Source organism: Brevibacillus sp. HB1.2, assembly GCF_013332495.1.
Lineage (GTDB): Bacteria > Bacillota > Bacilli > Brevibacillales > Brevibacillaceae > Brevibacillus > Brevibacillus porteri.
Window position 1 is genome coordinate 203,679 of record NZ_JABMIU010000001.1, and the last position, 13,137, is coordinate 216,815.

Below are 13,137 nucleotides of genomic sequence, written 5' to 3' on the forward strand. Positions count from 1 at the left end.
AAATGTCGCTGGTCAAATCCAGCATTCCCTCTTTTCACTTGATTACGAGTATTCCTTACATAAACGACCTGCGATGATGTTCTTTTGGATTTCCGAGGTGCCTTCATAAATCTTAGTAATTCTGGCGTCCCGGTAATAACGCTCGATCGGGTATTCTTTGATGTATCCGATCCCCCCATGTATTTGTACCGCTTTATCTGCCACACGGTTATAGACTTCGGAGGCAAACAGTTTCACCATCGCGGCTTCTTTGATTACATGTTTGCCTTGATCAACGAGCGATGCGACATGATACGTAAACGCTCGCAGTGTTTCGCAGTCCAGTGCTATTTCTGCCAAGTAGTGCTGGATAATTTGTTGTTCAAAAATCGGCTTGTCAAATTGGATGCGCTCCATCGCATATTTCATAGACATATCCAGTAGTTTTTGGCAAGAACCGAGATTTCTGGCTGCCAATCCCGCCCGTCCATTCGCCAAAATTTTAAGAGCATTGGTATAGCCCATTCCCTCATGGCCAAGAACGTTTTCTACAGGCACTTCACAATCTTCAAAGAATATCTCAGCCGAATGGGAGCCCCGTAAGCCCATCTTTTCTTCTATTTTTCCGATCTGGAAGCCTGGGAAATCTTTCTCGACTAAAAAGGAGGTGATCCCTTTTGCTCCCTTGGAAGGATCGGTGACAGCCATGACCGTGAAAATGCCAGCGATGGGCGCATTCGTGATGTAATGTTTGGAGCCATTCAGGATGAACTTGTCTGCTTTTCGTACAGCCCTTGTCTTTAAATTAGTCGCATTTGAACCTGCACTTGGTTCTGTTAAAGCAAAAGCGCCAATCATTTCACCGGTAGCCATACGCGGCAAATATTTTCGTTTTTGCTCCTCCGTGCCCATCTCGACAATCCCTACAGAACCGATGCCATTATGGCAACCAATGACGGTCGTAAACCCATTGCTTGTTTTCCCTACTTCTTCAAAAATGACGCATTTTCCAAGCATATCAATACCGAGTCCGCCGTATTGTTCGGGGATGCTCAGGCCAAACAATCCCACTTCTTTACACATATCGATGATTTGATCTGGTATATGATCTTCGCGTTCAATAAGATCAGCGACTGGTTCGACCTTCTCGCTGATAAAACTCCTCACAGCTTTGCGCAGCTCTTCTATTTCACTGCTGAATGTAACGCTCATGTCATCCGCTCCCCTTCTTACCGTGACGTCGGTTTACTACTTCACTTCGTCCGGTATGTGATTGGTGTAGAGGGTGTTCTCCTCTACAAAGTCGTATAGCTTCTGTGCCATGCAATCTTTCCTGCCGGATTCGATTTCTTCCACAATGTGGGCAATTAGTCCGACGGCCCTCGCCGCGACTGCAAATGATTTCACGACACTGTAGTGCAACCCCATATCCGACAGCACAGCTCCAATCGCGCCTGCCGCATTTAGTGTGATCCGTTTGCCTTTTTTCGTGCTGAATTGTTCGTGAATTTCTTGCATGATAGCCGTATGGTTTCCGGCAAACCCTAGCTCCTCTGCCAATGCAAACAATTTTTCAGTGCGTGGATCAACAGGTCTATGAATCGGATGTCCGAACCCTGGCATTTGCAGTCCTTTTTCTTCACGTTCCTTCAGGATTCGTTTGGCGACCTCTTTTCTGTCGCAATCGGCACCGTACTTTTGCAACGCTTCTTGAAGCATTTGAGCAACGTATTCCATGGCTCCTAGATAGACTGAACCCGCCCCCAACAATCCGGCTGCGACTGCAGCTTGCACAGCTTCCGGTGCTCCCAGATAGGTCAAACGTGCGGAAATCGAACTGGGCGTAAATCCATGTTCACATATGGCAACCATGCATGCATTCAACATCTTTGATTCATTCTGGGTAGGCTTCCGGTGTGCTGCTCCTAGGAATGCCATATCCGCCAACGTGATCTGTCCCATTAAATCTTCTGTCAAATCATAGCCATGAACATAAATCTTGTCTGATTTTGATACACCGATGTTTGTCTGAAATTCCATTTTCTTTCCTCGCTTTCGTATACATAGAGCTGGTTTACCTGTTTGACATATTAACAAGCAATTACCATGCCACCCTGTACACTTCCTCTCCCAACAATAAAACCGCCCTTACTTGGCGGTTTCGTGTAAAGCATCGATTTTAGCCTGCTGATGTGGACTCTGCAAACTGACTGTTGTATAAATCAGCATAAAAGCCCTCTTGCTCCATCAACTCGTCATGTGTTCCTTGTTCAATGATCGTTCCCTTGTTCATGACGAGGATCAAGTCTGCATTTCTGATCGTAGACAGTCGATGGGCGATCACGAAGCTGGTACGTCCCTTCATCAGTTCATTCATCGCTTCCTGGATATGCACTTCGGTCCGTGTATCAACGCTGCTTGTTGCTTCATCCAAAATCAGAATCGTAGGGTCTGCCAAAATAGCACGAGCGATGGTCAACAGCTGTTTTTGCCCTTGGGAGATATTGGAGGCCTCTTCATTTAACACCGTCTTGTATCCCTCTGGTAGCGTGCGAATAAAGTGATCGGCACGAGCCGCCTTCGCTGCGCGAAAGATATCTGTATCAGAGGCCTCAGGTTTTGCATAGGCCAAATTATCATGGATCGTTCCGTTAAACAGCCACGTATCTTGCAGGACCATGCCGAACAGAGAGCGAAGATCGCTTCGTTTCATGCGTGTAATATCAACGTCATCAATCAGAATCGCTCCGCCATTGAGCTCATAAAAGCGCATCAGCAAATTAATCATGGTCGTCTTACCCGCACCTGTTGGGCCCACGATCGCAATCTTTTGTCCAGGTTCTACTACGAGATTGATGTCTTGCATCAGTAAATGCCCTTCTTTATAACCAAACTTGACATGCTGAAATTCCACTTTACCTTTAGGCGCTGCGATCGTGACTGGTTGCGTGCTTTCAGGCACTTCCTCTTCTTCATCCAAAACCTCAAAGACCCGCTCCGCTGAGGCGATCGTCGACTGGATCAGGTTGGCGATGTTCGCGGTTTGCGCAATGGGCATCGTGAACTGACGAGTATATTGGATAAAGGCTTGGATATCCCCGATTTCAATGGAACCGTTCGTAGCGAGAATCCCGCCGACAATGCAGACGAGCACGTAGCCAATATTTCCGATGAAGCTCATTACCGGCATGATAATCCCTGATATAAATTGCGCCCTCCATCCGGCTTCGTACAGCTTGGCATTGATTTGATCAAATGTCTGCTGTGACTTCTTCTCATATCCAAACGCCTTTACAACCTGATGCCCCGTAAACATTTCTTCCACATGCCCATTCAATTCACCAAGGGAGCTCTGCTGTCCGATGAAATGCTTTTGTGATTTCGAGGCGATCTGTTTCGTAGCAATGGCACTGAGCGGCAACGTCAAAATTAGAATGAGAGTCAATAATGGGCTAATCGTCAGCATCATAATGATGACACCGATGATCGTCACGATGGAAGTGATGAGCTGTGTCAGGCTTTGCTGGAGCGTGTTGCTGATATTATCAATGTCGTTCGTGACACGGCTCAAAATATCCCCATGCATGTTCGAATCAAAGTATTTCAGCGGCAGGCGGGACAATTTCTCATTTACCTGCTCACGCATGTCATAGACGATCTTCTGCGATACTCCTGCCATCACGTATTGCTGCAAATAGCTGAACAGCGCACTAATGACATACAAGACGATTAATAGGAGCAGGATATTTGCAATATACCCAAAGTCAAATACGATTTCCTTAGGCTGTCCCTGCATGAGACCGATCATGCCTGCGAAAAGACTCGTTGTCGCCTTCCCCATCAGTTTGGGACTAACAATGGCGAAGATCGTACTCAAAACGGCAGCCAGAAACACGATGATCAGCTGTATACGGTGTGGCCGAAAGTAACCGATCAAACGCTTGAGTGTACCTTTAAAGTCCTTTGCTTTTGCTCCTGGTATCACCATTCCCATCGGTCCACCCATGTGGCCGCCACCCTTTGGAGCTTGCTTACCTCCTCGCGGTTCACTCATGCGATCTCCTCCTCTGTCAGTTGGGATCGTACGATTTCTTGATAGACTTCACAGTTTTGCATGAGCTCTTGATGTGTACCCATACCCGCAATCGAGCCTTCATCCAGCACGATAATCTGGTCTGCGTCCATCACAGTACTAACCCGCTGAGCCACGATGATTAACGTGGATTGGTTCTTCTCGATCTCTTCTTTTAAAGCTGCTCGCAATAACGCATCTGTTTTGAAATCCAACGCAGAAAAGCTGTCATCAAACATATAGATGGCCGGTTGTCGGACAATTGCCCGCGCAATCGATAACCGTTGTTTTTGTCCACCGGACACGTTCGTACCGCCTTGGGAAATGTGTGCCTCGTATCCGCCCTTCATACTCGCAATAAAATCGCCTGCCTGCGCAATTATCGCGGCATGCTCGATTTCGGCGTCTGTCGCGTCCTCTTTACCGAAGCGAATATTGTCAGCGATCGAGCCTGAAAAGAGCAGCACTTTTTGTGGGACATAACCAATTTTTGCTCGCAATTGCTCTAGAGGCAGGTCACGTGTATCAAGGCCGTCTACCCGTATGGCTCCGGAAGTCACATCGTAGAATCGCTCAACCAGATTGAGTATCGTCGATTTACCGGAGCCTGTCCCTCCGATAATCGCGGTGGTCTGCCCCGGACGAGCTGTAAAGGTGATCGAGGTCAATGCGGGATGTTCCGCACCAGGATAAGAAAATGTCACATCCTGAAACTCCACCGTGCCTGGCGTTGTTGTTTTCGTTTGCGTCACAGGCTCAGAGCGATCATAAATGGTCGAATGTAAATCCAACACTTCGTTAATTCGGATAGCGGATGCAGAAGCACGCGGAACCATGACGAAGATCATCGACAGCATAACCAATGAGAACATAATCTGCGTCGCATATTGGATGAACGCCATGAGATCACCAACTTGCAGATCCATATTACTGACACGAATGCCACCAAACCAAAGAATGGCAACGGCAGACAAGTTAAAAGTCAGCATCATAATCGGCATCAAGGCTGCCATGATTCGATTCACGTTAATCGCTGTCTGTGTCAAATCAGTATTCGCCTCGTTAAAACGCTTTTTCTCCAAATCTATACGGTTAAACGAGCGGATCACACGAATTCCCGTCAAGCCTTCCCTCACGACCAAATTCAGCTTATCCAGCTTCTTTTGCATGGCTTTAAAAAGAGGCATCCCCTTGCGTGCGATCAGGAAAATAGCTAAAGCTAGAATGGGAACAACTACTGCAAGAACAAGCGTCAGCTTGGCATCCTTGGATGAAGCCATAATAATTCCACCGATACACATCATGGGAGCAGCCACCATGATACGCAAAATCATGATCAAAACCTGCTGGACTTGATTGATATCGTTCGTTGTCCTCGTAATGAGCGAGGCTGTACCAATTTGGTCGATCTCCTGCATGGAATAGTGTTCTACTTGGTTAAACACCTTGGCACGCAGCCCACGACCAAAACTCATGGCAACCTTGGATGAGAAGTAACTGGCTCCGATGGCACATAAGCCCCCACCAGCAGCGACGAGCAGCATAAAACCGCCAACCTTCCAAATAAAGAAGGTGTCGCCATGCACAATCCCGACATCAACGATATCCGCCATTAATGTTGGTAAGTACAGATCGGATAACGATTGGACGAATACAAGCACCAATATCGCTGTGATCGGCCATTTGTAGGACGTCAAGTATCGAAACAGCCTCATCATACAGATACACGCTCCCTTTCCTGCCTCTTCCATACTACAATTCCAATCGCCTTACGGTTGTATGCATGTATTTGCGATGTACGCTTGATTGCTGCCTGCACTTACCATAGGGACTACCGAAGGAGCTCTTACATCTGGATTTGCCCATGCGCTTTTCCACTGGTTCTTTTTTTGTATCCCACTCGACGAAAAAAACGACCCTTTATCAGAATCGTTTCGTAGTTTGTTCTTATGAATGGTACTACATCGTTCTTTTTAGCCCACTTCCTTTTTTGAGTTCGGAAGGGGGAAAACCAAATCTGTCCTTGAACACTTTTGAAAAATGTGCAGCGTTTTCGAATCCAGTGGAGAAACAGACATCTGTAACGGATAATGACGTATTTGTAAGAAGTTCTTTGGCTTTGTCTAGTCTGCGGTTACGAATCCATTTTATAGGGGATGTATTGTACATAACTTGAAAATCCCGTTTGAACGTCGACAAGCTTCGTCCAGATAAATAAGCCAAATCGTGAAGAGAAACGGGATTCATCAGGTTTTCCTCTACTACCTTGTCAATGTTATTCCATTCTTTTCTCTTAGGTTGCAAGAGCTGGGATGAGATCTGTTCATTTGCATCAATCACATGAAACAACAGTTCCATTACTTTCACCTTAACAAGACCCTCTACGATTTCATCTGGATTATCAAAATAGGGCTCTAATGATTCGACGTATTCCAAAATACACGTATTAACCGGATTCACCGATACTGGTACTGGTGACTCAGGGTAAGTGGGCTTTATATCGCCTAATTTGATGAAATCATCCAGTATCTCTTCTTTTAGGAAAAACATCAAACCATTCAATCCGTCCCCTGAATCCAGCTCGCCCGATTTTTCAAATTCGATTGCAATTGATTTCTGCAGAAACATCATTTCATTACTGCGGACCTTGTATACTTGATCACCGTACCGAATCGTGTACACTCCCTGAAGAACGATTAACAAAAGATGATCCTTTAGAAACATCGTCCCTGTTGTGGCTTCTGCGTCAAAGCAGAAGTCGATCACAGATATCCCTTTCATTTTTAGACTTCCAATTTTAAAATCTGTTTTCGTTAACCCTTGCGGCGCCTTGATTATCCTAGTGGTTCCTACAGACAAAAATAGTCGCCTCCTTCCCCTTCCGATCAGAATGACAAACCCGCTGCCTTGCACGGAAGCAAGATTAGACGGGTTTGTCTTTTTCTGACGTGATCGGCTTTTAAGAACTGGGTTTACGTATGACGGTGGAACAGTTTCGCAATCACTTTCCATTCGCCGTTTATTTTCAGCAATTGCAGAAAGTCAGAGTATACCGCGCCATCTGAACTTTCTAAAACGACACGAACGCAAGCGGCCGTGCCTTCAATATCAAGGATATCCACTCTTGCTTGAAGATTTTGTGCAGGACCCGCTTGATCCACATAATCATATAAATATTGAATAGATCCTTCCACCAAACCAATAGGTTCGTATCCATACATAATCGCATCTTTATGGAAGCTTGGTTTCATGACTTCGCTTTTTCCAGTGGCGATTCCTTCCACATACTTATTCATCACTTCCAGAATTTCCTCGTAATCTTTGATGGGTGCTCTGCTCATCTGGCAATCCTCCTCAATTGATTTTCCAGTATGAAGGGAATGTTTTATCGACATTCCCTTCATACATCAAGAATATCAGGGGATTACGATCATTCCTTTGCTAATAAGCTCAATGAATTTGTTTATTTAGCTCAAAAATGGAGTGGTGAATGGTAATTGGTCTTGGAGCACGAACACAACAGGCAGCTTCTATTTACAGAAGCTGCCTGTTGTAAAATAGCGCTCAGCTCAATGTTGTTAATGCTTCTCGCGTAAATGGTTGAAGTTCTTCGGTATTCCCGTTACGAATTTTTGATACCCAAGCCGGATCACTCAGTAGCGCACGTCCAACTGCCACAAGATCAAACTCTTCTTGCTCAATACGCTCAATCAGATTATCGATGTTAGCGGGCTGACTACCCTTGCCTTCGGTGAATAGACTCAGGAACTCAGAGTCCAATCCAACAGATCCAACGGTGATCGTTGGTTTTCCCGTCAGTTTACGAGTCCAGCCTGCCAGGTTTAGTTCAGAGCCTTCAAACTCCGGCTCCCAGAAGCGTCGGGTGGAAGCATGGAAGATATCCACACCGGCTTCGGACAGAGGTGTAAGGAAAAGCTTCAATTCCTCAGGCGACTTTGCCAGTTTGGATTGATAATCGCTCGGTTTCCATTGGGAAAATCGAAAAATAATCGGGAAGTCTGGACCGACTGCGTCCCGCACAGCCTTAATCACCTCTACAGCAAATTTGGTGCGGTCTACGAGATCACCGCCATATTCATCTGTACGCTTGTTGGTGACTTCCCAGAAGAACTGGTCAATCAGGTAGCCATGTGCCCCGTGAATTTCCACTGCGTCAAAACCAATTTTCTTAGCTTGAGAAGCAGCTTGTGCGTAAGCCCGAATGAGATCGTTGATTTCTTCGATGCTGAGTGGTTCTGATACCTTTTCACCAGTAAGACTTAGACCAGAAGGACCGATTGGTTCGGCATCTAATTCTGGGAATTTCTCTTTTTGGCGAGCCATGCCGGTATGCCAAATCTGCGGAGCAATTTTTCCGCCCGCCTCATGTACTTCTCGAACAACGCGTGCCCATCCGTCCAGTGCTTCCTCTCCATAGAAATGGGGGACATTCTGGTCTGCACCCGCAGCTGGATGCTCGATTAGCGTTCCTTCGGTGATGATTAAGCCCACCTCGTTCTCTGCGCGTCGACGGTAATAGTCAGCTACATTGGGCCCTGGAATCCCTTTCGGTGAAAAACTGCGGGTCATGGGTGCCATAACAAACCGATTTTCAAGTTTCAGTCCTTTGTATTCAAACGGGGTGAATAACGCTGTTACAGATTTTGACGAATTCATGTGATTCCCTCTTTCTTTTCACTATTTTTTCATACTAATTTTTCCTTATCACTCTTGTGCAATAGATGTAACATCACATTATATTAGGATTTGTTAACTCTACACCTTTGAAACCCCCACTCCATTACTGATTTTTGTGAGTAGAGCTTTCTAATGTTTTTAAATGCATGCGCACGCATCTAATTTACCATCATCCTTTTTCACCTGTCAACCGATAAGTGTAACGGCGATCCCTATAACTAATGGGAGATTAGTTTAAGATCAAACGGAGAACCGTATCTCAAATGACGGCAAGTTTATTTGTTGAAACGTAAAAAAGACAATTCAAACTGCTTCTGAAAGATGATATCTTGAATACAGATTATGCCGAGAGCGAGTGATCTTTGATGATAATTAAATTGTACAGCGAAAGGGTGAGTGATCAATAGAGGAGGTAAGCATTTGTACAACCATTTAGAACTAATGAGCATTCAAGCAAGAGTACTCTATATTCATGATCATGCTGGACGTATCACAACGATTAATGAGCCAACGAACCAGCCTGCTCCTCGATTTTTTTGGGGACAGACCGTTGCTGGCAGTATTGTAAGATTTCACAGCGACGTACCAAATCACATAATCCATGACATCATACAATTCCTGAATCAGGGTGATTCAACCAAGCGACTGTCTAATGTTATTCACGCGTTGGAGAAAGACAGAGAAATTAGAGACTTATGGATGGGGCCGGCTTTTACATTTCATGAAACCGTAAAGGATTACACAGACGCCACCTTGGTCACTGAAGAGAATAAATACTGCTTGGAACCAGGGTTTCCTACCCTTTTATCGGAACTGAAGTTTCGAGGACCTTGTTTTATGGTGACGGAAAACAACATGGCCGTATCTGTCTGTTTTAGCGCAAGAAGTAACGATAAGGCTGCAGAGGCCGGAGTCGAGACATTGAAAGATTATAGAGGAAAAGGATATGCAATGCACGTAACGTCCTCATGGGCCCAAGCGATAAGGCGGTCTCAAAGGATTCCTTTATATAGTACATCATGGGATAATTATTCTTCGCTGTCCATTGCAAAACGCCTTCGTCTTCACTTTTATGGAACGGATATTTCAATCTATTAAGGTTTACATCAAAATGAAAGGCCATTCCAGAAAGCATGCCTTAAAACTTACCGTTTCAGACAGCGTGGTGAAACGTATCACATGTTAAAGCAACGAGTACCTTAGTTGAATAACACGCTGAAACAGCAGGGGCTGTCTAAGACTTTACTTTCATGGTCATAAACCACCGCTTTTTCTTTAAATAGATCAATCTAAAACATTATCTTCATCAGACATATACGAAAAAAAGCCGCTATTTCCGTTGGGTAGGAAATGGTGGCTTTTTGCAATTACTTCTTTTGCACTAACAATTGTAATGCTTCATCAAATTTTCCATCTGAAAAAGCAGATTGGAGAATTTCATTCATCGTCACGAGGTATCTCTGGAGTTTTTCTTCACCTAATTCGGTCAACTGAGTATAAACGCCTCTACGGTCGTCTTCACATACATTCCTCTGTAAAGCTCTGCAATTTTTTGCCTCCAGTCTTCCAACCAGCCTTGATATCGCACTTTGACTTAATCCAACCCGTTCCTGTAATTGTTGTAACCTCAGTGTTTTATTACTTTCTTTCGATAAAAAGTAAAGGACGTAAAACTCTTTTAAAGAAAGATTGTAATTTTCTCGTAAATCTTTTTCAAGCATATTGGAAATACTTTCAGTAATGTGAGTAAGAGCCAACCAATCGTTTATAAGTTCATGATTAGGGTCGGTTTTCATAGTAAATTCCACCTGTTCTCGACTATATATCATGTTAATCCGTTTCATTATAATACAGAAAGGTATCACGCTCCAAACTCTCGTCACTAATACTTCTTTTGTTCGATTCTATCGGACTGGAAGCCAAAACAAAAAAGCCCTCACTTTCCATGAGGGCTGTGAAAAAATGAAAGCGAAATCTAGACTTGGTTAACTCGTTCAAGTATCGCCAATAGCAAAAGATGCTTCTTATTGGTCTTCGATTTCGCCATCACGATCTGTTACCGCAAAGTTGTAATTAATAGAGCGTGTAAATGGTTCGCCGTCCTCATTGATGCCAGTTACGTCAAAGGAGAGATTATAAACACCTGGTTTAGTCGGCACATTAAAATTGCCAGCAAGCTCATCTTCTTTTATGGCAAACTTCACTTCATCAAGGACGCTTGCTTTTTCGCCGTTCAGTGAGCGTGTCAGGTTTGCTTTTTCCAGTAGCGATTGATCTATTTCGTTTTTACCCAAGTCGACGGAAATCTTCGCCTTGTCGCCTTTCTTGAATACCTTTTTGCTCGCCTTTACTTTCGCTTCTTCTCCGCCATTCACGGAACCCACCATGAAAAAGGCATCGTCAGAGCCCTCCACTTCAAGTGTCCATTCGCCTGCTTCAGGCTCCTCAACTTCAATGAAGTGATGAACAGCACCTTGGAATATCTCGGATTCATCCTCCGATTCGCTTTTTTCAGTGTTGTCCGCTTCATACTTTTTGCCAGACGGACTGATCAGGGTCACAACAGTGTCTTCCGACGAAGTCATCGTATCCACTTTGAACTGATCGATTCCGCTCTCCAGGAAAAATGTTTCCGAGACGTTGTCTTCCACTTCGCCACCACGGAGAATGACGGAGCTCTCTTCCAAAGTGCTTGATTTTGACTTGTCTTCGCTTACTTTATTTGCACGTATAGAAGCCTTTTGCAATTTCGGTTCGACCAGATCCCATGTTTGCGAGGCTTTCGCGATTTGACCGTGGGAAATATCTTTTGTAAAGCTCTTGATCCCATAAGTCAAACCGAAGGCAGAATCAACGGAAACAGCGCCATCATCTTCACCGGGAAGAACCGCATGACCAAACCAGGTAGGACTAAACATGCCATCATCCCCTGTTCCGGCAGCCATGTATGTCTTGGTTGAACGAATTTCGGTACGGTTGTCAGTCTGGGAACGGAAGTTTGCCATGTATGACGTTTGCAGGGAATACACCGCATCGTCTTTTTTGCCAAGAATATCAGCAAGCCATCCTGCCCAATTGCTGTAAGCTAAGTCAGCCAATTCTGAACCTTTGTTTGGCGTGGAAAGCTGGTGAACAACATTGACATACGGATGCGCGCCATAGTGGACGAGCGCTGCCTGTGTATCTATGCCACCTTTGGAATGTGCAATGATATTGATTTTGGAGACACCATAATAATCTGCGACCTTTTTAATAACTTCGGCGAGCTTGGCTCCGTTTGTCCACATGTTGCCACCAGTACCATCCGCGTCCTTCAACTGCACAAATGCGGTACGATACCCGGCGTTATAGGCTGCATCATAATATCCGTCTGTTGTATACCAGGTTTTGTAGGTGGAGTGCAGACCTTGAACAAACAAGATCACGGGCTTGTCTTTGGATGCATTGGGAGGAACCGCACCAGTGTACCAGTCACCAAAATGACCACTTGGGTTGTCATCATGCAGAGCCGGAGGTGGAGCCGCTGCGCTTGCCGCTTGCGGGTAGACCAGCGCCGTTGATAATGTAACGGCCGTCAGCAAACGAGATAGTGCTTTCTGATTCATAAAAAGAACACCAACCTTCACCTTAGGATTTATTGTTGCCGTGCACAATCGTTAGAATTGTGCACGGATTGCAACTGCCCGGTCTACATTCAATGTGTCTTGAATGATTGCTAGGATCGGATTCATTTGGTGATGAATAAAGAAATGCCCACCAGGCATTGGAAAGAATTTGCATTCTCGCCCGCAATAGTCTCTCCACGCCACAATATCTTGGATTTCAATAGAATCTTCTTTCCCAAACAAAACCGTCATGTTGACAGGGATTTGCTGAGGAAGCTCGTTATTCATTTCGTAAGTTTGCACGGCTTGGAAATCAGCGCGAATCGTTGGCAAAAATAGCTCCAAGAGCTCGTGATTATCCAAAACTTCATCGGGTGTGCCACCAAGTGTTCGTAGTGATCCGATGAACTCGTTATGCGGCAGGTGGTATGTTTTCGCCAGTTTGTGATACGCATGTGGCACGCGGGATGCAGACAAGAACAAGTGCTGGGGCAGTGGCTTTCCATTCTGCAACAGCTTTCGTGTCAGTTCAAACGCGATTAATCCCCCCATGCTGTGACCAAAAAAGGCAAAAGGTTCTTCCCCCAGCTCTGGTGTGATCCGTTTGTATACATCCTCCAAGACCTCATAAAACGAGGTGAAAAGAACCATGCTATCACTCTGAAATGAAGGCCGTACCTCGAATGGATCAATTTCCAATAACGCTGGCGACAATCCCCGTCTCCAACTGTAATAAATGCTGGGAAGTCCACCTGCGTACGGAAAGCAGAACAATTTCATCTC

Annotated in this window: 11 protein-coding genes; 1 reads left to right on the forward strand and 10 read right to left on the reverse strand. The window is 45.1% G+C overall.

Annotation, left to right across the window (positions count from 1 at the left end; all coding sequences use genetic code 11):
* Window positions 1-42: 42 nt before the first annotated feature.
* The 7 genes from HPY28_RS00975 to HPY28_RS01005 all read right to left on the reverse strand — a co-directional run bounded on the left by HPY28_RS00975 (window position 43) and on the right by HPY28_RS01005 (window position 8,728).
* A complete protein-coding gene (locus HPY28_RS00975; RefSeq protein ID WP_174229907.1) occupies window positions 43-1,191 on the reverse strand; it encodes an acyl-CoA dehydrogenase family protein in 1,149 nt (382 codons plus the stop codon).
* Between the two features lie 36 nt (window positions 1,192-1,227).
* A complete protein-coding gene (locus tag HPY28_RS00980) occupies window positions 1,228-2,019 on the reverse strand; it encodes a citryl-CoA lyase (RefSeq protein WP_174224566.1) in 792 nt (263 codons plus the stop codon).
* 139 nt (window positions 2,020-2,158) lie between these two features.
* Window positions 2,159-4,033, reverse strand: a complete 1,875-nt coding sequence (locus HPY28_RS00985) for an ABC transporter ATP-binding protein (RefSeq protein ID WP_174229908.1) — start codon at window positions 4,031-4,033, stop codon at window positions 2,159-2,161.
* Window positions 4,030-5,769 (reverse strand): ABC transporter ATP-binding protein, encoded by a 1,740-nt coding sequence (locus HPY28_RS00990; RefSeq protein ID WP_174229909.1) that lies wholly within the window; start codon window positions 5,767-5,769, stop codon window positions 4,030-4,032. Before HPY28_RS00990 ends, HPY28_RS00985 begins: the two co-directional genes overlap by 4 nt.
* Window positions 5,770-6,010: 241 nt before the next feature.
* Window positions 6,011-6,832: a helix-turn-helix domain-containing protein gene (locus HPY28_RS00995; protein ID WP_238144719.1), complete on the reverse strand. Its 822-nt coding sequence runs from the start codon at window positions 6,830-6,832 to the stop codon at window positions 6,011-6,013.
* A gap of 191 nt (window positions 6,833-7,023) precedes the next feature.
* On the reverse strand, window positions 7,024-7,392 hold the full coding sequence (locus tag HPY28_RS01000) for a nuclear transport factor 2 family protein (protein WP_017248481.1): 369 nt from the start codon (window positions 7,390-7,392) through the stop codon (window positions 7,024-7,026).
* Between the two features lie 223 nt (window positions 7,393-7,615).
* Window positions 7,616-8,728, reverse strand: a complete 1,113-nt coding sequence (locus tag HPY28_RS01005; RefSeq protein ID WP_174229910.1) for an NADH:flavin oxidoreductase — start codon at window positions 8,726-8,728, stop codon at window positions 7,616-7,618.
* A gap of 441 nt (window positions 8,729-9,169) precedes the next feature.
* Between HPY28_RS01005 and HPY28_RS01010 the strand changes: the two genes are divergently transcribed.
* Window positions 9,170-9,847, forward strand: coding sequence for a GNAT family N-acetyltransferase (locus HPY28_RS01010; protein WP_017248479.1), 678 nt, complete (start codon window positions 9,170-9,172; stop codon window positions 9,845-9,847).
* Window positions 9,848-10,116: 269 nt separating this feature from the next.
* Here the strand turns inward: HPY28_RS01010 and HPY28_RS01015 are convergent, their stop codons facing one another.
* The 3 genes from HPY28_RS01015 to HPY28_RS01025 all read right to left on the reverse strand — a co-directional run bounded on the left by HPY28_RS01015 (window position 10,117) and on the right by HPY28_RS01025 (window position 13,134).
* Complete coding sequence (locus tag HPY28_RS01015) at window positions 10,117-10,545, reverse strand: MarR family winged helix-turn-helix transcriptional regulator (protein ID WP_017248478.1); 429 nt, start codon at window positions 10,543-10,545, stop codon at window positions 10,117-10,119.
* Window positions 10,546-10,773: 228 nt separating this feature from the next.
* On the reverse strand, window positions 10,774-12,354 hold the full coding sequence (locus tag HPY28_RS01020; protein WP_174229911.1) for a proprotein convertase P-domain-containing protein: 1,581 nt from the start codon (window positions 12,352-12,354) through the stop codon (window positions 10,774-10,776).
* Between the two features lie 51 nt (window positions 12,355-12,405).
* Window positions 12,406-13,134, reverse strand: a complete 729-nt coding sequence (locus HPY28_RS01025) for a thioesterase II family protein (protein WP_174224573.1) — start codon at window positions 13,132-13,134, stop codon at window positions 12,406-12,408.
* Window positions 13,135-13,137: the final 3 nt, after the last annotated feature.

Bases quoted from the DNA above. Each gene is read 5' to 3' on its own strand.
- HPY28_RS01025 (WP_174224573.1), bottom strand. From the start codon at position 13,134: ATGAAATTGTTCTGCTTTCCGTACGCAGGTGGACTTCCCAGCATTTAT.
- HPY28_RS00980 (WP_174224566.1), bottom strand. From the start codon at position 2,019: ATGGAATTTCAGACAAACATCGGTGTATCAAAATCAGACAAGATTTAT.
- HPY28_RS00975 (WP_174229907.1), bottom strand. From the start codon at position 1,191: ATGAGCGTTACATTCAGCAGTGAAATAGAAGAGCTGCGCAAAGCTGTG.
- HPY28_RS00990 (WP_174229909.1), bottom strand. From the start codon at position 5,769: ATGATGAGGCTGTTTCGATACTTGACGTCCTACAAATGGCCGATCACA.
- HPY28_RS00985 (WP_174229908.1), bottom strand. From the start codon at position 4,033: ATGAGTGAACCGCGAGGAGGTAAGCAAGCTCCAAAGGGTGGCGGCCAC.
- HPY28_RS01020 (WP_174229911.1), bottom strand. From the start codon at position 12,354: ATGAATCAGAAAGCACTATCTCGTTTGCTGACGGCCGTTACATTATCA.
- HPY28_RS01015 (WP_017248478.1), bottom strand. From the start codon at position 10,545: ATGAAAACCGACCCTAATCATGAACTTATAAACGATTGGTTGGCTCTT.
- HPY28_RS00995 (WP_238144719.1), bottom strand. From the start codon at position 6,832: ATGAAAGGGATATCTGTGATCGACTTCTGCTTTGACGCAGAAGCCACA.
- HPY28_RS01005 (WP_174229910.1), bottom strand. From the start codon at position 8,728: ATGAATTCGTCAAAATCTGTAACAGCGTTATTCACCCCGTTTGAATAC.
- HPY28_RS01000 (WP_017248481.1), bottom strand. From the start codon at position 7,392: ATGAGCAGAGCACCCATCAAAGATTACGAGGAAATTCTGGAAGTGATG.